We start from the raw sequence: 23,363 nt of genomic DNA on the forward strand, positions 1-23,363 counted from the left end.
GCCGGGGCTGGTTCAAAAACTCAGGCGCCGACGATGCCGCCGTCGTCCTTGGTGATGACCACGACGCCGCTGCGCGGACGGCCGCCCGGCAACGGGGTGCCGTCGGCACGCGTCGCCCACTGGCTGGCCGGCCAGTTGGACAGCGCGGTCGGATTGGCGGCAACGGCGTCTTCACCGGGGTGCTGGATGCCGACGAACAGGGTCTTGCCATCCGGCGTCATGGTGATGCCGGTAACTTCGCACTTGTTCGGGCCGGTCAGGAAACGACGGAACTCCTTGCTCACCGGGTCGGCACAGGACAGGCTGTTGGCGCCGATGTTGACCCAGTCGCCGGTGCCGTTGCCGGCCTGGTCGGTCTGCACCCAGAGGCGGCCGAACCAGTCGAACCACAGACCATCCGGCGCACCGATATCGGCCGAGCCGTTCGGATCGTCGTTGATGTTGCCCTTGTAGTCGTTGGTCGGCTTGGCCGTCTTGGTCGTCGCGGTGTCGCCGCACTGAACGAAGATGTCCCAGCCGAATTCGGTGGCGAGCACCGACTGGCCGGCTTCGCGCCAGCGGATGATGTGACCGTAGCGATTGTCTTCACGCGGGTTGGCGGCATCGACCGGCGGCCGGGCAGAAGCCGCCGTCGTCGAACCATCGGCCTTGTTGGACGAAGCGGTGGTCGTACCACGGCGATCGTTGTTGGTCAGCGTGCAGAAGATTTCGATCTCGTCGTTGCCGTTGAGGCGCGGACGGGCGCCGGTCCATTCCGGACGATCCATCATCGTGGCGCCCAGGGCATCGGCCGCCATGCGGGTCTTGATCAGGATCTTAGCCTGGACTTCGGCATCGTCGGCCCCGGCAAAGTTCGGGTTGTCGCGCAGGGCAACACCGTCGAGGCCGATGCTGTCCGGCGTCAGCGGCAGCCAGGTGCCGCTCAGGTCGGCATTGAAGCGGGCGACGTAGAGCGTGCCGTGGTCGAGCAGATCGCGGTTGGCAGCACGGTTGCCCGGGTTGTACTTGTCGGCGCAAACGAACTTGTAGATGTATTCGTTCTTTTCGTCGTCGCCCATGTAGAAGGCGAGGTTCTGGGCACGGTCAACGACGTACTGGGCGCTCTCGTGCTTGATGCGGCCGAGTGCGGTGCGCTTGACCGGCACATTCTTCGGATCCGTCGGGTCGACTTCGACAACCCAGCCAAAATGGTTGGTTTCGTTCGGGTTAACCGCCAGGTCGAAACGCGGATCGACAGTGTGCCAGCGATAGCCAAAACCGCCGGCAGTGACGCCGTAGCGGTTGTAGAGCTTGCCGGCTTCGGTGGTAACAGCCGGCAGGGCGGCGTTGGCGCCGAAGTTGCCGTTCCAGTTCTCTTCGCAGGTCAGGTAGGTGCCCCAGGGGGTGATGCCATGCGCACAGTTGTTGATGGTGCCGAAAGCCTTGAAGCCGTCGGTGCTGTTGCCGGTGGCGACTGAGCCGGTCGGCGCGATGTTGAACTCACGGGTCTTCATCAGGGCGTGACCGGCGGCCGGGCCGGCGATACGCATCGGCGTGTTGGCGGTCAGCCGGCGGCCGTAGATGGAGCTCTTGACGACGCTCCAGTTACCGTTGATGCGGCGGACTTCGGTGATCGAAACGCCGTGCGCGGCCTGCGACTTGCGGCACTTCTCGATGCTGTAGCCGCTGGCGCCGACCTGACCATCCGGGAAGAGGATTTCTTCGTGGGTATATTCGTTGTTGGCGCACAGGATGCCACGGTCGTTGAGGACCTGGCCACGGCTCGGGAAGGGGAAGAAATGCATGCCGTCAGTGTGCATGCCGTACTGCATGGCCTGCTCGGCAGCCGTATTGGTGGCATCAGCCTTGTAGGCAGCAGCCCCCGGCATGATCGGATCGCCCCAGGAAACCAGAGCCTTGACAGTATGACCAGCCGGCACGGTGACCTTGTCGGCAACCGGTGCCAGACTGGGCGGGATGCTTTCGAAACCGATACCCACCACCGGGGCGGCCACGGCTGCCTCAACGGTACCGACGATACCGGACAGGGTCAGGCCACCGGCCGCTGCCAGCGCGCCGGCGCTGGCCGAACCCTGGATGAAGCGGCGGCGGCTGACTTCGACGCGGCCGATGACATCGATGATCGATTCGTTGCCTGACGGATTGATCGTCAGATCGTTCCTTGGATGCTTGCTGCCTTTCATGACATTCCTCTCAAAATTGTGACTCGACCATCTTTCATCGTCGGGTGGGGGGCGGGACCATGGCCTCACCAATGCGCCGATTCGAACCGGGAAAATCCATTGGGGGTAGCCATACAATTTTGATTCTGACCAAAAATTATTACCTGATCATTGCACCAAAGTTGATGTTCTGTGATCCGTTTGGACTACGCAAAGGCCTCGCGGATACGATTGCTGTCACGCCAGAATGATGGTGACTGTAGGAATCCCCTGAAAGAACGTTCGGCCGACCAGCAAGCTGGTCCGCACCAACTGATCGGCAAAACAATACGGCCACCGGACGGATAAACCGTCCCGGTGGCCGTATTCCAGTTGTGCCCATGAGGAACAAAAATCAAACCCGCCGGCGCATGGCGTCCGCCGGGGACATTCCACGGTCAACCGTAAAAAAAGGCCAAAAATGAAATGCCGTCGATCGCGCCGAAGCCTAAAGAATCGGTACGCCCTGCTGCTCGCCGCGCTCGTAAACCACGTTGGCGCGGCCGACGATGAGCGGATCGAGATTGCCGATACGGTCGGTATCCTTGTTGTTGTATGGCAGTTTGTGCAGCACGTAGCGCATGGCGTTCAGACGCGCCCGCTTCTTGCAGTTCGACTTGATCACCGTCCATGGCGCATCGGCGGTATCGGTGTGGAAGAACATCGCCTCCTTGGCCTTGGTGTAGTCGCCCCACTTGTCGAGCGAAGCCATGTCGATCGGTGACAGTTTCCACTGCTTGAGCGGATGCACCTTGCGTTCGCCGAAACGGCGGCGCTGCTCGTCCTGACTGACCGAGAACCAGAATTTGATCAGATGCGTGCCGTTGCGCGCCAACATGCGCTCGAACTCCGGTGCCTGACGGACAAATTCGGAGTACTCCTGATCGCTACAAAAACCCATGACCCGCTCGACACCGGCCCGGTTGTACCACGAGCGGTCGAACATGACGATTTCGCCATTGGTCGGCAGATGCTGCACATAACGCTGGAAATACCATTGGCCGCGCTCCATGTCGCTCGGCTTTTCGAGCGCCACGACACGGGCGCCGCGCGGATTCAGATGCTCCATGAACCGCTTGATGGTGCCCCCCTTGCCCGCCGCATCGCGGCCCTCGAAGAGGATCACCACCTTCTGCCCGGTTTCCTTGACCCAGGCCTGCAGCTTCAGCAACTCGACCTGCAGGCGATACTTCTGCCGCTCGTAGTTCTTGCGCTGCATGAGGTTCTTGTACGGGTAGCCGCCGTCGCGCCAATCCTTGGCCAACTCGTCATCCGGGCTGGCCGGCAATTCCTCGACGACCACGCCCTGCTGCTTGAGCAGCCCGCGGAGCAAGGCAACCGACTCGTCGGCCGGCATCCCGGCGATAACATCGCGCATCGCCCCCATTTTTGAAGCTTGGGCACCGTCGACCGCAGCCCGCACGGTGAACCCCTCAATGCCCTGCTCGGTCAGCACCGGCGGCACATCCCCGCTGATCACCCGGCGCCGGCGAACGGCACGTGCGGCAGGCTTGGTTTCAACAGGGGCGATCGTTTTCGGCGGCGTTACCGTCGTTTTTTTTCTGGTGACCATCTCTCTCTCCATCAAACGATGTAAAGAGTTTATTTCACGGCAAACACGGCGCCTTGTCTAGTCCAGCATTTCAACCGGAATGACCGCCCGCAGCACGGTCTGCGTTTCGCCCCGGCGTACGCGGTTGCTCAGCCACCACAGGGCCCCCTTCTTGATGCTCCACTCGGACTCATGCCCGGCCAGCAACAAGGACGCCATTCGCCCGAGCGAAGGCTGATGGCCAACGATCAGCACCGAACCCTGAGCCGAGGGCCAGCCCGACGCCGCGATCAGCTCGGAAACACAGGCCTCCGGCCCGATCTTGCGCATTGTTTCGAAGGGCAGCTTCAAGGCTTCAACCGTCTGCTGGGTGCGCACCGACGGGCTGGCGATGATGCGCAGATCCTTGGGTTGATGGGCCAGAATCCAGGCCGCCATCGTCCGCGCCTGCTTTTCGCCGCGCAAAGTCAGACGCCGCTTCAGATCGTCTTCGCCATCTTCCGCCTCGGCGTGGCGCCACAGCAGCAATTCCATGACCGCCCCTCCTCAAAAGCCCGCAGTATGCCCATGAACTGTTACCACCTGATTTCACTATAGCGAGTTTTCAAGCCTCCCGGCCAACAACAAAACAAATCGCCGAACCGCCGCTACCTGACCTTCAAGGCCTTCTTGGGATAAATGTCATAGCGACTGGATTTCCCCTCCAGCACATAGCCCGGCGGCTGGCCATCAACGCTCGGCGCCTTGCGCGGCCGCTTGACGACGACACGATGTGTCGCCAGCCCGAGCGCCGCCTGCAGCAGTTGCGCCGCATCGTCGTCGCCCCCGACCAGAGGACGAAAGACGCGCATCTCCTTCTTGACTAGCGAACTCTTGTCCCGATGCGGAAACATCGGATCAAGATAGATGACCTGGGGTGGTTCAGCCGACCAATCCCTGATCAACTCGATAGCATTGCCAAGCCGCAAATCCATCCGCGCAATGATCGGCGCCACCTCCGGATCGACCAGCGCCCGCCCCAGACCATCAGCCAGCAAGGCGCCGATCAGCGGATGGCGCTCGATCAGCGTGACGCAACAACCCAGCTGGGCCAGCAGAAAAGCATCGCGCCCCAAACCGGCCGTCGCGTCGAGAACCACCGGCCGAACACCCGACTGGATGCCGACCGCCTTGGCGATCATCTGGCCGTTGCCGCCGCCATGTTGACGACGATGCGCCACCGCTCCCTCAAGGAAATCGACCCGCACCGGGCCCGCCGCATCCGGCCCCAGCTCCTGCAACTGCAAGCCATCGGCCCCCAGTTGCAAGGCAAATTCAGCCTCCCCCGCCTGCGGCAAACCCAGCGCCTCGGCCAGCCCGGCAACCCGGTCGACAAACTCCGGCGCCAGCGCCTCGATGCGAACGTTTGCGGCGATACTCAAGTCGTCCTCAGGCCTTGGGCGTCCCGGCATCAGAAGGCGCAACATCTGCCGCGGACGGGCTCAACGCCGCATCCTCGCCGGAAGCATTGTCAGCCTTCTCGGCCAGCTTCTGGCGACGTTTTTCCTCCTGCTTGGCTTTCTTGGCGAGATCTCGTTGGCGCTTTTCGAACTGGTAGTTTGGTTTGGCCAAGAGGCCTCCTCTAGTCGCCAAAAATGGCGTGGAATGCAGGTTGGAAAAACGGGAGAAGAAAGAAGTCAGCAGCACGATAATAACCGGCGCAAGAACCACATTCCACAATGCAAAACGCCAACCGCTGAGGGTTGGCGTTTTTTCCTTGAGATCCAAGGATGAATTTGGTGGCCAATCGCGGAATCGAACCACGGACACGCGGATTTTCAATCCGCTGCTCTACCAACTGAGCTAATTGGCCAAACGAGGGCGCATTATAGCGATGTCACCGCTCCTCCGCAACCAGCACAGGCGTTTTTGAGGACTCAGGTCCCGATTGGCGGAGATTGGCGGTAGAGCTCGGAAAAATCGTCCGGCGGCGGCATTGGCGGAACCGGTGGATGCCAGGCGGCAAAAGCCACCCGCGCCACGGCACCACGGCGGTTGGGATTGGGTCGCAGACTGGCCCGCGAATCGTGCTGCATCGCAATCTCCTGAACGATGGCCAGGCCGAGGCCGCTGCCTTCGGTAGTGGCATCGTCCACCCGATAGAAGCGCTCAAAGACGAGTTCGGCCTGCTCTTCGCTAATGCCGACCCCGTTGTCTTCAACCTCCAGCAGGACGGTCGCCTGATTGACGAGAATGCGGCAGGTGACGTGCCCGCCGCTGGGGGTATAGCGCAGGGCGTTATCGAGCAGGTTCTTGGCGAGTTCCTGCAACAGGAATGAATTGCCGACAATCATCGCTGGTTTTTCGGACTCAAAGCCGAGATCGATATTTTTCTCGATGGCGACCGGTACCCAGTCGCTGACGACGTCGCGGATCAAATCGGCCAGATCGAGCGGTTCGTGCTTTTGCTGGGTAACTTCGCCACCTTCGGTGCGCGCCAGGGTCAACAACTGGTTGATCAATCGGCCGGCCCGGTCCACGCCGGTGGCGATCTGGCGCAGAGCGTGGCGTAGCGCCTCAGGGTCGGTTTCGCGGATGGCAAACTGTGCCTGGGTCTTGAGCCCGGTGAGCGGGGTGCGCATCTGGTGGGCGGCATCGGCGACGAAGCGTTGCTGGGCCGAAACGCTGCGTTTCATGCGATCGAGCATTTCGTTGAAGGCTTCGACCAGCGGCTCCAGCTCTTCGGGAACCCGCCGGGTGGCAATCGGCGAGAGGTCGTCCGGCTCGCGCGCCTCGATGGTCTGGCGCAGGCGGGTCAGCGGCCGCAGGCCGCGCGACAGGCCGAACCAGACGAGCATGACGGCGAGCGGAATGATGATGAATTGCGGCAGGATCACGCTGGCGACGATCTTGTTGGCGAGCTGACTGCGTTTCTCGGTGGTCTCGCCTACTTCGATGAGCACCCACTGGGACTTGGCCATTTGCGGCTCGGCCAGGTAGGTGTAGGCCATGCGCAGGTCCTGGCCCTTGAAATCGGCATCGCGCATATAGACTTCGCCGGGCATGATCGAGTCATCGGGCAGCGCTACCGCCCCCGGCAAATCCTTGTCGCCAGCCAGCAGTTTTCCACCGCCGGCGAGCACATGAAAATAGACGCTGTCGGTTTCGTCGGCCCGCAACATGGCCCGGGCAGAGGCCGGCAGGGACAACAGTGGCTTGCCATTGACCAGCTTGACCTGTCGGGCAATGGCCGTGACGTGCTCGCGCAATGCCTGATCGTAGGGGTAGTTGGCGACGTTGTTGGCGAAGTAATGGGTGAAGGCAATACTGAGCGGCCAGACAAACAGCAGGGGCGCCAGCATCCAGTCGAGAATCTCGCCAAACAGCGAGCGCTCTGTTTCGGAAGCCGGCGCGTGCGGGCTACTCGCTCTGGGGTCGCTCAAGGCAGTAACCCAGGCCACGTACGGTAGCGATCTTCACGCCACCGGCTTCAATTTTCTTGCGTAGCCGATGGACGTAGACCTCGATGGCGTTGTGACTGACCTCTTCGCCCCAGCCGCAAAGGTGGTCGACCAGCTGGTCCTTGCTGACCAGACGACCCATGCGACTGAGCAGGACTTCGAGCAGCCCGACTTCGCGGGCCGAAAGGTCGAGTACCTCGCCATGGACCTGTGCCACCCGGCCGACCTGATCGTAGCTCAGCGCACCGCACTGGATGGTCGGCGAGGTGCCGGCCGAACGGCGGGTCAGGGCGCGCACTCGCGCCTCCAGTTCGGGGAGCTCGAAGGGCTTGACCATGTAGTCGTCGGCGCCGAGGTCCAGGCCCTTGACGCGGTCGCCCGTGCCGTCGAGGGCGGTGAGAATGAGCACCGGCAGTTGCGAGTTGCGCGAGCGAATGCGCTTGAGCAGGTCAAGCCCGGAAAGCTTGGGCAAGCCGAGATCGAGGATGAGCAGATCGTAGGAAACCGTGAGCAGCGCGGTGTCCGCATCCAGGCCATTGGGGGCCCAGTCTACGGCGTATCCACCCTGACGCAGCGAGCGGGAAAGTCCATCAGCGATGATGGTGTCGTCTTCAGCAATAAGAATGCGCATGTGTTGGTTTTGGCCTGTGACCGCGTAAGATTTCTGTAAGCCTGTCGCATTATTCTGTTCGGGCTGTTCTCCTTTTATGGTCTTTGGAGTACGCGGTTCAGACCGCTACTCAGGGGGTTGCCCGACCTGCACTGGTCAACCCCCTACCGTTTTTTCCCTCGCCCAAGCCACACAGTCTATCAAATAAACTGCCCTGCGATTTCCGCAGTGCACAAGCACGTCCGCGTTTTCACGATGGCGGCTTCGGCTGGTCGCGGATAGTCGCGAATTATCATTTGCCACGGTCAACCGGAAAAATCGCCCAAATTTGAGGACAAAAAAAACCCGGGCAAGCCCGGGCTTTTTGCTGACGATGATTCGTCTTATTAGTGACCGCTGGCGCCGGAAGCACCCAGACCGGTTTCCGAACGCAGTTGCTGCGACGGATACAGGGCACGTTCCTTTTGGGCCTGAGCGGAGTTGTCCAGAATGGACACCAGCCAGATCGTGAAGAACGCAGCAGACATCGAGAAGATGGCAGCAGAGTTGTACGGGAACCAGGCCGAGCCCTTCGGGTTGCCCATGACGGCTTCCCAGACGCTGGCCGAGCCAACCGTCAGGATCACGGCAGAGGCCAGACCGACGAAGCCACCGACCACGGCACCACGGGTGGTGCAGTTCTTCCACAACACGGACATGAAGAGCACCGGGAAGTTGGAGGAGCAGGCGATGACGAAGGCCAGCATCACCATGTAGGCGACGTTTTCCTTTTCGAAGGCGATACCCAGAACCACAGCCAGAACGCCGAGGCAAACGGTGGTGATCTTGGAAACGCGCAGTTCGGCTTCGGACGAGCAGCCCTTGGCGAAGACGGAAGCGTACAGGTCATGCGACACGGCGGAAGCGCCGGACAGCGTCAGACCAGCCACAACAGCCAGGATGGTGGCGAAGGCCACGGCCGAGATGAAGCCGAGGAACAGGTCACCACCAACAGCCTTGGCCAGATGCACAGCAGCCATGTTGCCGCCGCCCTTCAGACCCTTGGCCAGTTCGCCGCCGACGTAGAAGTCGCCCGGATTCTGGATCAGGTTGGTGATGGCGCCGAAACCGATGATGAAAGTCAGGATGTAGAAGTAACCGATCCAGGTGGTTGCCCAGGCAACCGACTTGCGGGCTTCCTTGGCATTCGGCACGGTGAAGAAGCGCATCAGGATGTGCGGCAGACCAGCAGTACCGAACATCAGGGCCATACCGACGGAGATCGCGGAGATCGGATCCTTGATCAGGGCGCCCGGCGACATCAGTGCGTCATGCTTGGAGTGAACTTCGACAGCCTTGGTAAACAGTGCTTCCGGCGAGAAGCCGAATTGCAGCAGAACCGAGACAGCCATGAAGGTGGCACCGCCGAGGAGCATACAGGCCTTGATGATCTGCACCCAGGTGGTGGCAGTCATGCCGCCGAACAGCACGTACATCATCATCACGGAACCAACCAGGATTTCAGCGTAGAGGTATTCCATGCCGAAGAGCACCTTGATCAGCTGACCGGCACCGACCATCTGCGCAATCATGTAGAAGGCGACGATAACCAGGGAAGCGGAAGCAGCAAAGATGCGGACCGGGGTCTGGGCGAAACGGTAGGAAGCCACGTCAGCGAACGTGAACTTGCCAAGGTTGCGCAGACGCTCAGCCATCAGGAAGGTGATGACAGGCCAGCCGACCAGCCAACCGATCGAGAAGATCAGGCCGTCGAAGCCGTTGGCGAACACGAGACCGGAAATACCCAGGAAGGACGCGGCGGACATGTAGTCGCCGGCGATTGCCAGGCCGTTCTGGAAGCCGGTGATGCCGCCACCGCCGGTGTAGAAGTCAGCCGCCGACTTGGTCTTGGAAGCAGCCCACTTGGTGATGTAGAGCGTGCCGCCGACGAAGATGGCGAACATGACGATGGCCGTCCAGTTGGTGGCCTGCTTGGCGGTCTGACCGAGGTCGGCACCGGCAGCAACAGCGCCACCAGCAACAGCCAGGGCGAGAAGGCCAGCGAGAATTTGAGTAAATTTATTCATCTTACTTCTGTGCCTCCTTGATGAGGGCTTCGTTGATCGCGTCGAACTCGGTGTTGGCGCGGCGAACGTAGATCCAGGTCAGGACGATGGTGAAGACGATAACGGCAACGCCGATCGGCACCCCGATACTCATCGTGTAACCCTCACCGATCTTCTGGGCGAGGAATTCCTTGTTGAAAGCGACCAGCAGGATGAAGCCGTAGTAAGCGGCGGCACTGACAATAGCCATGATGATGGAGTAAGTGCTGCGCATGGCAACAAACTCCAGAAATTTCGGATTTGCTGTAATCCGATCAAGTACGTCTTGCATTGATTTGCTCCTCAGATTTTGTTTATAGAGGCATTGCTGCGGATCGTAATTTAGGCGCAGCGTCTTACAGCTAACTTACAGACCGTTACAAAACCCATAGCGCAGATCAAAGCAATTTCAGACAAAAGCTCAGGCTAAGCCCGAAAAGCAAAAAGCCCCGCACAAGGCGGGGCTTTTCAAAGCGGTGACGCTTGCTTGGCGGGAGATTACATCCCCATGCCGCCCATGCCACCCATACCGCCCATGCCGCTCATGTCGGGCATGCCGCCGGCCGGCTTGTCTTCAGCCAGTTCAGCAACCATGCACTCGGTGGTCAGCATCAGGCCGGCCACGGAAGCAGCATTCTGCAGCGCGGTGCGGGTCACCTTGGTCGGATCCAGCACGCCCATTTCAACCATGTCGCCATACTCGCCAGTGGAAGCGTTGTAACCGTAGTTACCCTTGCCACGCTGGACCTTGTCGACGACAACAGACGGCTCGTCACCGGCGTTGGCGACGATTTCACGCAGCGGCTGTTCCATGGCGCGCAGGACGATCTTGATGCCGGCGTCCTGGTCATGGTTGTCACCCTTGAGCTTGCCAACGGCAGCACGGGCGCGGATCAGGGCCACGCCGCCGCCGGCGACGATACCTTCTTCCACGGCAGCGCGGGTAGCGTGCAGGGCATCTTCAACGCGCGCCTTCTTTTCCTTCATTTCGACTTCGGTCGCTGCGCCAACCTTGATGACGGCAACGCCGCCAGCCAGCTTGGCAACACGTTCCTGGAGCTTTTCCTTGTCGTAATCGGAAGTCGCTTCGTCGATCTGGATGCGGATCTGCTTGACGCGGGCTTCGATCGACGCAGCTTCGCCGGCACCGTCGATGATGATGGTGTTTTCCTTGGAAACTTCGATGCGCTTGGCCTGGCCCAGATCCTTCAGGACAGCCTTTTCCAGCGACAAGCCGGTTTCTTCGGCGATAACGGTACCGCCGGTCAGGATGGCGATATCTTCAAGCATGGCCTTGCGACGGTCACCAAAGCCCGGGGCCTTGACGGCAACGGTCTTCAGGATGCCACGGATGTTGTTGACGACCAGGGTAGCCAGTGCTTCGCCATCGACATCTTCAGCGATGATGAGCAGCGGACGACCGGCCTTGGCAACTTGTTCCAGGATCGGCAGCAGGTCGCGGATGTTGGAAATCTTCTTGTCGTAGAGCAGGACAAACGGGTTTTCCATCAGCGCTTGTTGCTTGTCGCCGTTGTTGATGAAGTACGGCGACAGGTAGCCGCGGTCGAACTGCATGCCTTCGACGACGTCGAGTTCGTTGGCCAGGGACTTGCCATCTTCAACGGTGATGACGCCTTCCTTGCCAACCTTTTCCATGGCATTGGCGATGATTTCGCCGATGTCAGCATCGGAGTTGGCGGAAATGGAACCAACCTGGGCGATTTCCTTGGTCGTCGTACAGGGCTTGGAGAAAGCCTTCAGTTCGGCCAGGGTAGCGACAACAGCCTTGTCGATACCGCGCTTCAGATCCATCGGGTTCATGCCGGCGGCAACGTACTTCATGCCTTCGCGGACGATGGCCTGGGCCAGAACGGTCGCGGTCGTCGTGCCGTCACCGGCGATGTCGGAGGTCTTGGAGGCAACTTCCTTGACCATCTGGGCGCCCATGTTGGCGAATTTGTCTTTCAGTTCGATTTCCTTGGCGACGGAAACGCCGTCCTTGGTGACCGTCGGGCCGCCGTAGGAACGCTCGAGGACGACATTGCGGCCCTTGGGGCCAAGGGTGACCTTGACTGCGTCAGCCAGGACATTGATGCCTTCGACCATGCGGGCGCGGGCGGAATCACCGAATTTGACTTCTTTAGCTGCCATTTAATAGCTCCTGAAATTTGATCAATTTTCCGGTTGACCGTGGGATCAACCGTCATTTCGAGACGGGCAGAAATTACTTCTGCAGAACGCCCATGATGTCTTCTTCACGCATGACCAGGACTTCCTGACCATCGACCTTGACGCCCTGGCCGGCATACTTGCCGAACAGCACGCGGTCGCCAACCTTGACGTCCAGAGCGATCTGCTTGCCGTTGTCGTCACGCTTGCCCGGGCCGACGGCCAGAACTTCGCCCTGATCCGGCTTTTCGCCAGCGGAATCGGGAATGACGATGCCGGAAGCGGTGGTGCGCTCGGCTTCAACGCGTTTGACGATCACTCGGTCGTGCAAAGGACGGATATTCATAAATCTGACTCCTGAAATTGAATTGCAACACACGGAAAATTGGCCGACCACGCCTGAACGTGGATTCGGGACCGGAGCTGGCGGGTTATTAGCACTCGTCTCCGGTGAGTGCTAATAATAGGGGCGGGGAACCGCTATTTCAAGGGTGGTGTCTGTTTTTTTTGTACAGAGCCGCACCGTCCCCACCACTCGGTTGCCAGCAATTTCGTTGCCGACAGTCCGGATTCAGTCAACAGGGGGCTCACGACATATGCCTTTGGTAATAAAATACTGGGCGCCGTCATAGGTTTTTGGTATTTTTACAACAACAAACAAAAAGCAATACCCCCAACAAGGCAGAACAGTGAAAAACAACCAACCAGTTACCCAAAGAGAAGTCCCCTTTCCGCCGAACTGTTATCTGGTCTCAAAAACTGACTTGAAGGGCAGCATCACGTATGCCAACGACGCCTTTGTCGAAATCAGCGGTTTTAGCCGCGCCGAACTGATCGGCAGCAGCCACAACATCGTCCGCCACCCGGACATGCCGATGGCTGCCTTTGCCGATCTCTGGCAAACAGTCAAAGCCGGCCTGCCGTGGCGGGGCGCAGTCAAGAATCGTTGCCGAAATGGCGACTATTACTGGGTCGAGGCCTTCGTCGTTCCGCTCAAGAAAAATGGCGAAATCACCGGCTACATGTCGGTGCGCACCCCGCTGGCGGCAGACAAGAAAGCCGCCGCCGAAGCCCTTTACCGAGCCACCGGCACGGCCGGCAAATTGCCGGTGTCGACCAGGCGCAGCATCCAGCTGGCCCCTCGCCTGTGGGCCGCGATGGGCGTACTGGTCGCCTTGATGGGCCTGATCGGCTTCTTTGGCCTGCGCAGCCTGGCGGGGACAGATCAGGCGCTGAATGCGATGTACCGCGACAATCTGTTGCCATCCAACACAGTCAATCGCATGACCTTCCTGCTCGCTGACAACCGCTCGCAGATCATGCTTGCCTTGCAGCACGAAGCGACGAATCCCTTTGCCAAAATGCACGATCACCCGCTCGATCTGCATATCAACGCGACCCTGAAAAATCGTGAGGAAATCAACGGCCTGCTCGATGTCTTGAAGAAGCAGACGCTGACCGACACCCAGAAAGTCCTGCTCGACAAGTTTGGCGAAAGCCGCGAGAAATACTCGAAAGAGGGTGTCAACGCGGCACGCAGCCTGCTGGCCGAAAGTAAATTCGATGAAGCCAACGTGGTCCTGCTGACCCGGATCAACCCGCTATACGCCGAGTTACGGCAAAACGCCGAAGCCTTGATTCAGCAATTGAGCAGCGATGCCGAAGCGCGCTACATCGCGGCTGAAACGGAATATGCCTCGGTCCGCAACATGAGCATCGGGCTGATCGTCTTTGCCCTGCTCATCACGCTCATCGGCGGCGGCCTGCTGGTCCGTTCCATCATCGCGCCACTGCGCAAGGCCAACACGCACTTCGAGCGGATCAGCGACGGCAAGCTGACCGACGAAATCGACATTTCCGGCCGCGACGAAATGGGCGTCCTGCTCTGCAACCTCGGCGTCATGCAAGGCACCATCAAGGCCATGCTCGATGAAATCAGCACGGCGGCAAGAAGTATCGACCGGCGCAGCAACCAGCTTGAGCAGCAGATGAGCCAGGTCTCGGCACAGTCCGTGCAGCAGCAAGCCAGCGTCGAAGGCGTGGCAGCGGCCACCGAGGAGTTCAGCCAGTCGGTGCAGGAAGTCGCAGCCAATGCCGAGGAAACCGCGTCGGCTGCCCGCGATTCGCAGAATCAGGTCAAGCTCAGCAACACCAACATCAGCCAGAGCATGGCGGCAACAACCCGCGTCGTCGAGGCTGTCACGGCATCCAACGCCACGATCGACCAGCTCAACCAGTCGATCGCCAAGATTGGCGACATCACCCGCGTCATTGCCGACATCGCCAGCCAGACCAACCTGCTCGCCCTCAATGCCGCGATCGAAGCGGCCCGGGCCGGCGAACAGGGCCGCGGCTTTGCCGTCGTTGCCGACGAGGTACGCAAGCTGGCCGAACGGACGACAACCTCGACGGCCGACATCAACAACACGGTCAACGAAATCCAGTCGGTCACCGCCCAGGCCGTGGCCAGCATGGATCTGGCCGCCAAGGAGGTGGAAACCGGCATTGGCATGCTGCGCGAGAGCGTCGCCGGCCTCGAAGGCATCACCAACTCGTCGAGCCAGGTTTCGCTGATGGCCAGCCAGATATCCGATGCCGCTCGCCAGCAAGGCGTTGCCAGCGAGGAAGTGGCCGGCAGCATGCAGCAGATCACCGACCTGATCGAGCAGAACACGCAGTCGGCCCAGAGCGCCAAGTCGATCGCCGAAGAACTGCTCAGCACCTCGCACCAGCTCGAAGTGCTGATCTCTTCCTTCGAGCTATATCGGCGCTGACCGGCTACTCGCAACGACTACAATGGGGGCTTTCGAGCCCCCTTTTTTCGCCATGACTCTGCCCCAGCCCAGCCCGGCGCCACACCCGACCGCCTGTCGCAAGCTGCGCCAAGCCTTTGGTTTACTCGCGCTGCTAACGGCGGCCGGGCTGGCCAGCGCCGACCTGCCGCCAACCGTGTTGCAGGCCCTGAAAGCAGCGCAGATTCCGGCCGCCAGCGTCGCCGTCGTCGTCCAGCCAGTCGACGCCGGCGCGCCGCTGGTTGCCCACAACGCCAGCCGCGCGATGAACCCGGCTTCGGTCATGAAGCTGGTCACCACCTACGCTGCCCTCGACCTGCTTGGCCCGGCCTACACGTGGAAAACCACGGCGTGGACCGAGACTTCCACGGTCGACGGGAGTTTGAGCGGAAATTTGTACATCCGCGGCAGCGGCGACCCGCGCTTCGCCATCGAACATCTGACCGCCCTGCTTCGCCAGATTCAGGTCCGCGGCATCCGCCGGATCGACGGCGATATCGTCCTCGACCGCAGCGTTTTCAACATTCCGGCCATTGACCCGGGCGCCTTCGACGACAAGCCGATGCGGCCCTACAACGTCGGGCCGGACGGTTTTCTGCTCAATTTCCGCGCCCTGCGCTTCACCCTGCAGCCGGACAACGGCAAGCCGCGCATCCTTATGGAGACGCCGAGCGAGGGACTGCGTGTCGACAACCAGTTGCGTGCCAGCAACAACGAATGCGGCAGCAACTGGAAGGACTTCATCAACGTTCGGCTGATTCCCGAAAACAACGGCAATCGGCTCGAATTCACCGGCAGCTACGCCGCGCTGTGTGGCGAAAAGCCGCTCAGCCTGTCGCCCCTGCCGGCCGAAGCCCAGACTAGCGGCCTGATCCGCGCCCTGTGGAAGGAACTCGGCGGCACCTTGAACGGCCAGGTCCGCGCCGGCAGCGTGCCGGTCGGCGCCAGGCTGCTCACCCAGCACGAATCGGCGCCGCTGGCCGACGCCGTGCGCGACATCAACAAGTTCAGCAACAACGTCATGGCCCGCCAGGTTTTCCTGACCGTTGGCAACGATTCTGCGCCAGCCACGGCCGAACGCGCCCGGCAGCGGATCACCGACTGGCTGACGGCGCGCAATCTGCGTTTCAGCGAACTCGTCCTCGACAACGGTTCCGGCCTGTCGCGCATCGAGCGGATCAGCGCCGACAGCCTCAATCGCCTGCTGCTCGATGCCTGGAAAAGCCCGGTCATGCCCGAATTTGTCTCCAGCCTGCCGATTGTCGGCATCGACGGCACCATGAAAAAACGCCTCAACGGCTCCGCCGCCACCGGCCGCGCCCACATCAAGACCGGCACGCTCGATGGCGTCAAGACCGCCGCCGGCTACGCGCTCGACGCCCACGGTCAGCGCCATGCCGTCACCTTCCTGATCAACCACCCGCGCGCCCAAGGCGGCAGCGCAGCCATCGACGCCCTGCTCGTCTGGGTCGCCCAACGGCGCATTGGCGAGAAAGTGCCAGTCCTTGAAAATGAGTGAGCGCCCACCTTTTCCGGGCGGGGGGCTGGCCGAGGCCGGCCTCAACCGGCAATTCCTCTTCGATCTGGATGGGCTACCCGAAGAAACGCGAAAAACACTGGGCGACACCACCGGTTTTCACCAGCTCATCCTGCTCGGCCACGCCGGCCGGAGGCTCTGGGAACGCGTGCAGGCGGCCGGCATAGCCAGCCAACATCCGATCGACGACTACACCGTGTGCACCGTTGAAGCGTGGCTGGTCGAACATCTGCCCGGCCGGGCTTACCGCATCGTTTATCCGGGCCAGCAGCCGGTCGGTCTGCAGGCCCTCGGCAAGCTGGCCGGCTGGCACCACACTTCGCCCTTCATGATCGGCATCGACGCCGAGTGGGGTAGCTGGTACGCCTATCGGGCGGCCGTGCTGATCGATTTTCAATTTTCGGCGTTTTTTCCGGTTGACCGTGGGAACCCGTGCCTCGACTGCCGGTCGACGCCTTGCATCACGGCCTGCCCGGCCGACGCGCTGGCCGGCCGCCAGTTCAACCTGCAAGCCTGCAGCGGCTACCGCCTGCAGACCGAATCTCCTTGCGCCGAAGGCTGCCCGGCCCGCCAGGCCTGCCCGGTCGGCGCCGAACATCGCTACGAGGCGACACAGATCGCCCACAGTTACCGCCGGTCGCTGGCCATGCTCCGGCAGTACATCGACAAACCCTGACCACCCCACTGGAAAACACCATGCGCTCGATACTTCTCTTTCTGCACCTCGCCGGCGTCATCATCTGGATCGGCGGCATGTTCTTCGCCCATTTCTGCCTGCGCCCGGTGGCTGCCGAACAACTTCAACCCCCGCAGCGGCTGCCGCTGCTGGCCGGCGTCCTTGGCCGCTTCTTCAGGATCGTTGCAGTTGCGATTGCCCTGATCCTGCTCTCCGGCATCGCGCGCATGCTCAACGTCGGCTTTGCCAACGCGCCGCTGCACTGGCACGTCATGCTGAGCAGCGGCTTGGTCATGACCATCATTTTCGTCGACATCGCGCTGCGCCATTTCGCCAGGCTGCAGGCCGGCGTGGCCGCTCAGGACTGGCCGGCGGCCGGGGCGGCGATGAACACCATCCGCCAGCGGGTGGCACTCAATCTGGGGTTGGGCGTGGCGACGGTCGCCGTCGCCTGTTTCGGCGTCGGTTTTTAAGCCTTAGTTGTCGACCGGTTTGACGCCAAACAGCGCAATCCAGCCTCGGATGACCCGATAGGCCACCCATAGCCCGAGCACGGCGATCAATATCCAGGCGAGCGGAATGCCGATGATGGTGATGACCAGCAGGCCGTAGAAAACCAGCCCGAGGAAGGTGAACCAGAAGGTGCGGATCTGCCAGCGGAAATGGCTTTCGAGCCAGGTGCCGTTGACCTCGCCGCGCTTGAGGTAATTGAGAAAGACCGCGCACAGCGACGGCAGACCAAAGACGAAGCCGCCTGCCACCGTCGCCGCCGAGGTAATGCCGATGAGCACGGCAATGGCGTGCAGGCCGTAGATGAAATGGGTGAGCTGAACGAGCGAGGGGCGGACGCCGCGCAGGTCTGGGGCGGGAACGGGGTCATTCATGGGGCCACCTCCGGGAGGATTTTCTGCATGAGCAGCGCGTTGCCGGCTGCCGGGTCGAGGACATACGGCGCGTAGCCGGCCTGTTGGTAGGAGGCCATCGCCCGCGTATTGTTGGACAACACTTCGAGCGTCAGCTTGCAACAGCCGAGCTGGCAGGCGCGTTCTTCGGCCCAGGCCAGCAGGGCCTGACCAATGCCCTGGCCGCGCAGGCCATTGAGCACGACGATGTCGTGAACATTGAGCAGGGGCAGCGCAGCGAAGGTCGAAAAGCCGGCGAAGCAGTCGATCAGGCCGACCGCCTTGCCGTCGAGCCAGGCCAGCGCGCCGTGGAAACCCGGCACCTCGCGGATGGTACGCACGAGATTGAGCTTGGCGTAGTCGGACAGGCCATCGCCGCCCCCCATCGGATCCTGCGCATAGTGGTCGAGCAGGCCGAGCCAGATTTCAGCCTGGGCCAGGTCGGACAAGTCGAGCGGAATGACTTTGACGGTCATAGCCCGAGATCGCTCCACATGGCGTCGACCTTCTTCTTCACGCCGTCATCCATGACAATCGGCCGTCCCCATTCGCGCGTCGTCTCGCCCGGCCACTTGTTGGTCGCATCGAGCCCCATCTTGGAGCCAAGGCCGGCCACCGGCGAGGCAAAATCGAGGTAATCGATCGGCGTGTTGTCGACCAGCGTCGTGTCGCGCGTCGCGTCCATGCGCGTCGTCATCGCCCAGACCACTTCCTTCCAGTCGCGGATGTCGATGTCGTCATCGACGACGATGATCGTCTTGGTGTACATGAACTGGCGCAGGAAGCTCCAGATACCGAACATGATGCGCTTGGCGTGGCCGGGGTAAGCCTTCTTGATGCTGACGATGGCCATCCGGTACGAGCAGCCTTCCGGCGGCAGGTAGAAATCGACGATTTCCGGGTACTGCTTCTGGAGCAGCGGCACGAAGACTTCATTGAGCGCCACGCCCAAAACCGCCGGCTCGTCGGGCGGTTTGCCGGTGTAGGTGCTGTGGTAGATCGGGTTCTTGCGCATGGTCATGCGCTCGATGGTGAATACCGGGAACTCGGCCTGCTCGTTGTAGTAGCCGGTGTGGTCGCCGTATGGCCCTTCGAGGGCCGTTTCACCCGGATGGATGACGCCTTCGAGGACGATTTCGGCCGAAGCGGGCACTTGCAAAGCAGAGCCGAGGCACTTGATCAGCTCGGTCTTGCCGCCACGCAGCAGGCCGGCGAACTGGTATTCGGACAGCGAATCGGGAACCGGCGTCACGGCGCCGAGGATGGTCGCCGGATCGCAGCCCAAAACAACAGCGACCGGGAACGGTTGCCCCGGGTTGGCCAGTTGATGCTCGCGAAAATCCAGCGCCCCGCCACGATGCGCCAGCCAGCGCATGATCACCTTGTTCGGGCCGAGCACCTGCTGGCGGTAGATGCCGAGATTCTGCCGGTTTTTGTGCGGCCCCTTGGTGACGACCAGACCCCAGGTGATCAGCGGCGCGATGTCGCCCGGCCAGCAATGCTGGATCGGCAACTTCGCCAAATCAACATCCTTGCCCTCCCAGACGATTTCCTGACACGGTGCGCTCGACACCGTCTTCGGCGCCATGTTCATGACCTGCTTCAGGATCGGCAGCTTGTCCCAGGCGTCCTTGAGGCCCTTCGGCGGCTCGGGTTCCTTCAAATACGCCAGCAGCTTGCCGACTTCGCGCAGGGCCTGCACCGACTCCTCGCCCATGCCCAGCGCCACCCTTTTCGGCGTGCCGAACAGGTTGGCGAGTACGGGAATCGTGTGCCCTTTCGGTTTCTCGAACAGAATGGCCGGACCTTCGGCACGCAGCACGCGGTCGCAGATTTCGGTCATTTCGAGACGGGTATCGACCTCGACGCCGACGCGTTTGAGTTCGCCGGTTTTTTCCAGTTGCGACATGAAGTCGCGCAAGTCGTGATATTTCATCGGATTCGGTAGGCCTGGTGACATTGGGCACAGCTGCCGGTCAATTGCGGCAGCATGGCGGTGGCGGTATGTTGGTCGCCGGTCAGGGCGACGGTGGCGAAATCGCTGGCAGCCTTGTAGCCATCGAGCGCCAGGTTTTGCATTTCCTGCGGCATGTACTGTTCCGGCTGCGCCGCCTTCGGCAGCCGGGAGTGGTTGCCCCAAAGTGCCACGCCGAGTCGTATCTGGGCAATCTGGCCGGCTCCCACCACCTGGCCGTCGCGCATCCGTTGCAGCACGCCATCGAGCGCCGCCATCCGGTCGCGCATTTCAGCCCGCATGGCCAGCCGGGCCGGCGACGGCATCCTGATCAGCTCGCGTTCATCGTTGGCATTGTCGGGCTTTGCCGGGGCGGACACCGGCGCTGGCTGGACTTTCTTCGCTTGCGCCAACTTCGGGCTCGACGGCGCCGGGGCATGCGTCGTCTTTTTTGCGGCCATGGTCTTTTTGACCGGCGGCGCCTTTTTTACTGCAACCGTCTTGTTGACCATCACCGTCTTCTTGACCGTATCCGTCTTACCGAACGCCCCTGGCGCCAGCACGACGCAGGCCAGCCCGAACAGGACGGCGGCAGATTTCATCGCGTGCGATACGAAAAGTGACAGCCGACGCAGGCTGCCGTCAGGTTGGGCAGCAGGGCCAGCGCCTTGTCGCGATCGCCGGTCTTGGCCGCTGCCGCGAATTCGCTGGCCGCCTTGTGACCATCCATGCCGATGCCGTGCATGGCCGGCGGCATGTGCGGGCCGGGCCGGGCGTCAAAAGGCTTGCTGCGATGTTTGCCCATGGCCGACAGGCCCAGTTCGCGTTCGGCCACCTCGCCGGCCTCCTTGACCTTGCCGGCCGCCATCAAGGACAGCACTTCATTGACCGCCACGAGATTGTCGAGCATCTCCTGACGCAGCGACTCCTGCGCCGGTTCGGGCAATTTGGCCAGTTGACGGGTATCTTCGGCCACTGCCACGGTCGACAGGAAAAACAGGGCAAAAATAAAAGCCTTCATCCGAAGCTCCTTCCGGAAACCACGAAATCAACAACGATACCAACAAATATCACCAGACCGACCCAGTTGTTGTGCAGGAAAGCCTTGAAGCAGGGCATTCGCTCGCGGCCGCGAATCCAGGTGTAATGCACGCCCATGATGTTGGCGGCGACGACCAGGCCGGCGTAGAAGGCCCAGCCGAGATTCAGGCTGTAACCGATCCCGCCGATGATCGCCAGCGTTGCCGCATAACAAACCATGACCGCCGCCACATCGAAGCGACCGAAGGTGATGGCCGAGGTCTTGATGCCGATTTTGAGGTCGTCCTCGCGGTCGACCATGGCGTATTCGGTGTCGTAGGCGACCGCCCAGAACACGTTGGCGAGCAACAGCCACCAGGCTTCGGCCGGCACGCCACCGACCTGCGCCGCGTAGGCCATCGGGATGCCGAAGCCGAAGGCAATGCCAAGATAAGCCTGCGGAATGGCCAGAAAGCGTTTGGTAAACGGATAGCTGGCGGCCAGGAAAAGGGCCGGCACCGACAGCCAGATGACCAGCGTGTTGCCGAGCAGCAGAACCAGCGCAAAGGACAGCAGCGCCAGCCCGGCGAAAAGCGCCAATGCCTCCTTGGTCGTCACCTTGCCGGCAGTCAGCGGGCGCTCTTTGGTCCGCTCGACATGCTTGTCGAAATCGCGGTCGGCGTAGTCGTTGATGACGCAGCCGGCCGAGCGCATGAGTACGGTGCCCAGAACAAAAATCCAGACGACCCACCAGTTCGGCCGCCCCAGCGCCGACAGCCACAACGCCCACAGCGTCGGCCAAAGCAGCAGCAGGATCCCAATCGGCTTGTCGAGCCGCATGAGCTTTTCGTAGAGGTCGAGTTTTTCCTTGAGGGCAGGCCAGTTCATCGGGCGATTTTACCTTGGTGGCAAAGTTCAGGTGGCGCTGTGCCGACTGGCTTGCTGCCACGCCACCACCGCCTGCCCGGCATGGGCGAGGATGGCCTGGTAGCGTTCGGCGGGCAGGGCGTGGCGCAGGGAGGCGAAAAGCTGTTGCGTCCCGTCCTGGGCCAGCGGCGATTTCGGCGCCAGATCGGAGAGCAGCGAAATCTGGATATTGGCCAGCGCATCGGCCAGCAGGCGCCAGCCCAGTTCCGGCATCTGTTCGTTGAGAGCAACCATCATGCTGCCCAGCGGCAGGACGATGCCCTGCACCTGCTCGTCCGTTTCGCAAGCGGCCATGGCGTGCCACAAGGCGAGGTGGATGCTGCGGCGCAGATCGACCTTGAAGTCGATGGCGTCGGACTCGACGTCGATAATCTGCTCGAAATACTGCTGGAAGAGCGTGTCCTGACGAGCATCGAGCCGGGTCCGCAAGCCACCGATCAAGGCCGTCAGCGAGTGAATCGCCTCGAGATTGAAGGCCTGCGTGTAGGCCAGCCCCCACTGGTCGAGGCCGCTGATCAGCATGGCCAGGCGCAGCGCCCGCGCCTCGTCGCTGGCAGCAGCCTGACACCAGTCGAAACAGTGCGCCGCCACCTCGCCGAGCACCACCACATCGGGCGCTGCATCGACGGTCGCCGCCTGACGAAAAGCCCCGGCAAAAACGTCCTGTGCCATGCGTGCAGCGAGCCGCTGGGTCTCGGCGCTGGCCAGCTTGGCGAGTTGATCGGCGGGAATCTGGGCGGCTGTCGTCATGGCGAATCGAATCGAGGGGAAAAGCGCTATTTTAACGGGGCGTCAATGCCCTGAAGCCGAATGCCACGGTCAACCGGAAAAATTGGCCAAAATTGAAAGGGTAATCAAGGGCTAAACCAAATCGCCACCAGCACCGCCGAGTCGAATGGAACACCATGGCATCGTTGCAGGCGGCATGATTCTGACCACATAATCAGCGCATGAATATCAACTCACCTGCTGACCGTGGCATCTGCCAAAACTCGGCCGCGACCGAGAGAGCGCTCGCCAAGTCAGCGACCGACCAAGCTTGGCGTGCTCCGGCCCGGCGGACAGCCCGCCACCCGCCCCGCGCCCGGACCACGATGGCGGGGTGCGCTTGAGTTCGACAACGCCAGACGCCGCGCCGGAACCGACCTCCTCACCGCATCAGGCGCCCGACAGCTATCCTGCCCACCCGGGCCGGCGCCAGATTCAGGATGATCGGCAACTCTATCTGCCGATGCTGGTTTCACTGTTCTTTCATGCATTGCTGTTGAGCCTGACCTTCGGCGGTGACGAATTCGGGCTGCCCGGCTTCGCCTTCCCCTGGCAAGCTCGACGAGTCGAAGTGCCAGATCTGCGCGTCGTACTCGCACGTGAGCCGGTCGCTGTAGCGAAGCCCGCCATTGCGCCGCCCCCGCCGCCTGCTCCTGCTCCTGCTCCTGCTCCTGCTCCTGCTCCTGCTCCTGCTCCTGCTCCTGCTCCTGCTCCTGCTCCTGCTCCTGCTC

At 61.6% G+C, this 23,363-nt stretch carries 22 protein-coding genes and 1 tRNA gene; 4 read left to right on the plus strand and 19 right to left on the minus strand.

What is annotated here, in order from left to right; translation table 11 throughout:
- Positions 1-20: 20 nt before the first annotated feature.
- The 12 genes from AC07TV_RS10330 to AC07TV_RS10385 all read right to left on the minus strand — a co-directional run bounded on the left by AC07TV_RS10330 (position 21) and on the right by AC07TV_RS10385 (position 12,402).
- The gene (locus AC07TV_RS10330) at positions 21-2,183 is read right to left on the minus strand and encodes a PhoX family protein (RefSeq protein WP_494648303.1); all 2,163 of its coding nucleotides are present in this window, start codon (positions 2,181-2,183) and stop codon (positions 21-23) included.
- A gap of 466 nt (positions 2,184-2,649) precedes the next feature.
- Entirely contained in the window at positions 2,650-3,774 is a 1,125-nt protein-coding gene (ppk2, locus tag AC07TV_RS10335; protein ID WP_494648304.1) for a polyphosphate kinase 2, read from the minus strand.
- Positions 3,775-3,831: 57 nt separating this feature from the next.
- The gene (locus tag AC07TV_RS10340) at positions 3,832-4,287 is read right to left on the minus strand and encodes a SixA phosphatase family protein (protein ID WP_494648305.1); all 456 of its coding nucleotides are present in this window, start codon (positions 4,285-4,287) and stop codon (positions 3,832-3,834) included.
- Positions 4,288-4,400: 113 nt separating this feature from the next.
- The gene (locus AC07TV_RS10345; RefSeq protein WP_494648306.1) at positions 4,401-5,174 is read right to left on the minus strand and encodes a class I SAM-dependent methyltransferase; all 774 of its coding nucleotides are present in this window, start codon (positions 5,172-5,174) and stop codon (positions 4,401-4,403) included.
- A gap of 7 nt (positions 5,175-5,181) precedes the next feature.
- Positions 5,182-5,520 (minus strand): hypothetical protein, encoded by a 339-nt coding sequence (locus AC07TV_RS10350; protein ID WP_494648307.1) that lies wholly within the window; start codon positions 5,518-5,520, stop codon positions 5,182-5,184.
- 9 nt (positions 5,521-5,529) lie between these two features.
- Positions 5,530-5,605 (minus strand) — tRNA-Phe (locus tag AC07TV_RS10355).
- A 64-nt stretch (positions 5,606-5,669) separates the two neighbouring features.
- Positions 5,670-7,175, minus strand: coding sequence for a sensor histidine kinase (locus AC07TV_RS10360; RefSeq protein ID WP_494648308.1), 1,506 nt, complete (start codon positions 7,173-7,175; stop codon positions 5,670-5,672).
- A complete protein-coding gene (locus AC07TV_RS10365; RefSeq protein WP_494648309.1) occupies positions 7,153-7,824 on the minus strand; it encodes a response regulator transcription factor in 672 nt (223 codons plus the stop codon). Before AC07TV_RS10365 ends, AC07TV_RS10360 begins: the two co-directional genes overlap by 23 nt.
- A 365-nt stretch (positions 7,825-8,189) precedes the next feature.
- Positions 8,190-9,869, minus strand: a complete 1,680-nt coding sequence (locus AC07TV_RS10370; protein ID WP_494648310.1) for a cation acetate symporter — start codon at positions 9,867-9,869, stop codon at positions 8,190-8,192.
- A 1-nt stretch (position 9,870) separates the two neighbouring features.
- On the minus strand, positions 9,871-10,179 hold the full coding sequence (locus AC07TV_RS10375; protein WP_494648311.1) for a DUF485 domain-containing protein: 309 nt from the start codon (positions 10,177-10,179) through the stop codon (positions 9,871-9,873).
- Positions 10,180-10,385: 206 nt separating this feature from the next.
- On the minus strand, positions 10,386-12,038 hold the full coding sequence (groL, locus tag AC07TV_RS10380) for a chaperonin GroEL (protein WP_226403592.1): 1,653 nt from the start codon (positions 12,036-12,038) through the stop codon (positions 10,386-10,388).
- A gap of 73 nt (positions 12,039-12,111) precedes the next feature.
- Entirely contained in the window at positions 12,112-12,402 is a 291-nt protein-coding gene (locus AC07TV_RS10385; RefSeq protein ID WP_494648312.1) for a co-chaperone GroES, read from the minus strand.
- 343 nt (positions 12,403-12,745) lie between these two features.
- Here AC07TV_RS10385 and AC07TV_RS10390 point away from each other — a divergent pair, with 343 nt between their 5' ends.
- Genes AC07TV_RS10390 through AC07TV_RS10405 form a run of 4 tightly spaced genes read left to right on the plus strand, consistent with a single transcriptional unit; the run spans position 12,746 to position 17,534 of the window.
- Positions 12,746-14,830, plus strand: a complete 2,085-nt coding sequence (locus tag AC07TV_RS10390; protein ID WP_494648313.1) for a methyl-accepting chemotaxis protein — start codon at positions 12,746-12,748, stop codon at positions 14,828-14,830.
- A gap of 52 nt (positions 14,831-14,882) precedes the next feature.
- Complete coding sequence (gene dacB / locus AC07TV_RS10395; protein WP_494648314.1) at positions 14,883-16,367, plus strand: D-alanyl-D-alanine carboxypeptidase/D-alanyl-D-alanine endopeptidase; 1,485 nt, start codon at positions 14,883-14,885, stop codon at positions 16,365-16,367.
- Positions 16,360-17,061, plus strand: coding sequence for a hypothetical protein (locus AC07TV_RS10400; protein ID WP_494648315.1), 702 nt, complete (start codon positions 16,360-16,362; stop codon positions 17,059-17,061). The genes dacB and AC07TV_RS10400 overlap by 8 nt, the downstream gene beginning before the upstream one ends.
- A 20-nt stretch (positions 17,062-17,081) precedes the next feature.
- Positions 17,082-17,534, plus strand: coding sequence for a CopD family protein (locus AC07TV_RS10405; protein ID WP_494648316.1), 453 nt, complete (start codon positions 17,082-17,084; stop codon positions 17,532-17,534).
- Positions 17,535-17,537: 3 nt separating this feature from the next.
- Here AC07TV_RS10405 and AC07TV_RS10410 read toward each other — a convergent pair whose 3' ends face one another.
- Genes AC07TV_RS10410 through AC07TV_RS10440 form a run of 7 tightly spaced genes read right to left on the minus strand, consistent with a single transcriptional unit; the run spans position 17,538 to position 22,614 of the window.
- On the minus strand, positions 17,538-17,945 hold the full coding sequence (locus tag AC07TV_RS10410) for a DUF4870 family protein (protein ID WP_494648317.1): 408 nt from the start codon (positions 17,943-17,945) through the stop codon (positions 17,538-17,540).
- On the minus strand, positions 17,942-18,439 hold the full coding sequence (locus AC07TV_RS10415; RefSeq protein WP_494648318.1) for a GNAT family N-acetyltransferase: 498 nt from the start codon (positions 18,437-18,439) through the stop codon (positions 17,942-17,944). The genes AC07TV_RS10410 and AC07TV_RS10415 overlap by 4 nt, the downstream gene beginning before the upstream one ends.
- Entirely contained in the window at positions 18,436-19,899 is a 1,464-nt protein-coding gene (gene ubiD, locus AC07TV_RS10420) for a 4-hydroxy-3-polyprenylbenzoate decarboxylase (protein ID WP_494648465.1), read from the minus strand. Before ubiD ends, AC07TV_RS10415 begins: the two co-directional genes overlap by 4 nt.
- Positions 19,896-20,519 (minus strand): cytochrome c, encoded by a 624-nt coding sequence (locus AC07TV_RS10425; protein ID WP_494648319.1) that lies wholly within the window; start codon positions 20,517-20,519, stop codon positions 19,896-19,898. The genes ubiD and AC07TV_RS10425 overlap by 4 nt, the downstream gene beginning before the upstream one ends.
- Complete coding sequence (locus AC07TV_RS10430) at positions 20,516-20,938, minus strand: cytochrome C (protein WP_494648320.1); 423 nt, start codon at positions 20,936-20,938, stop codon at positions 20,516-20,518. The genes AC07TV_RS10425 and AC07TV_RS10430 overlap by 4 nt, the downstream gene beginning before the upstream one ends.
- A complete protein-coding gene (gene ubiA, locus AC07TV_RS10435; protein ID WP_494648321.1) occupies positions 20,935-21,825 on the minus strand; it encodes a 4-hydroxybenzoate octaprenyltransferase in 891 nt (296 codons plus the stop codon). The genes AC07TV_RS10430 and ubiA overlap by 4 nt, the downstream gene beginning before the upstream one ends.
- A gap of 27 nt (positions 21,826-21,852) precedes the next feature.
- Positions 21,853-22,614, minus strand: a complete 762-nt coding sequence (locus AC07TV_RS10440) for a hypothetical protein (protein WP_494648322.1) — start codon at positions 22,612-22,614, stop codon at positions 21,853-21,855.
- Positions 22,615-23,363 lie beyond the last annotated feature (749 nt).

The sequence above is a fragment of the Azonexus sp. GW821-FHT04F04 genome (assembly GCF_059420025.1).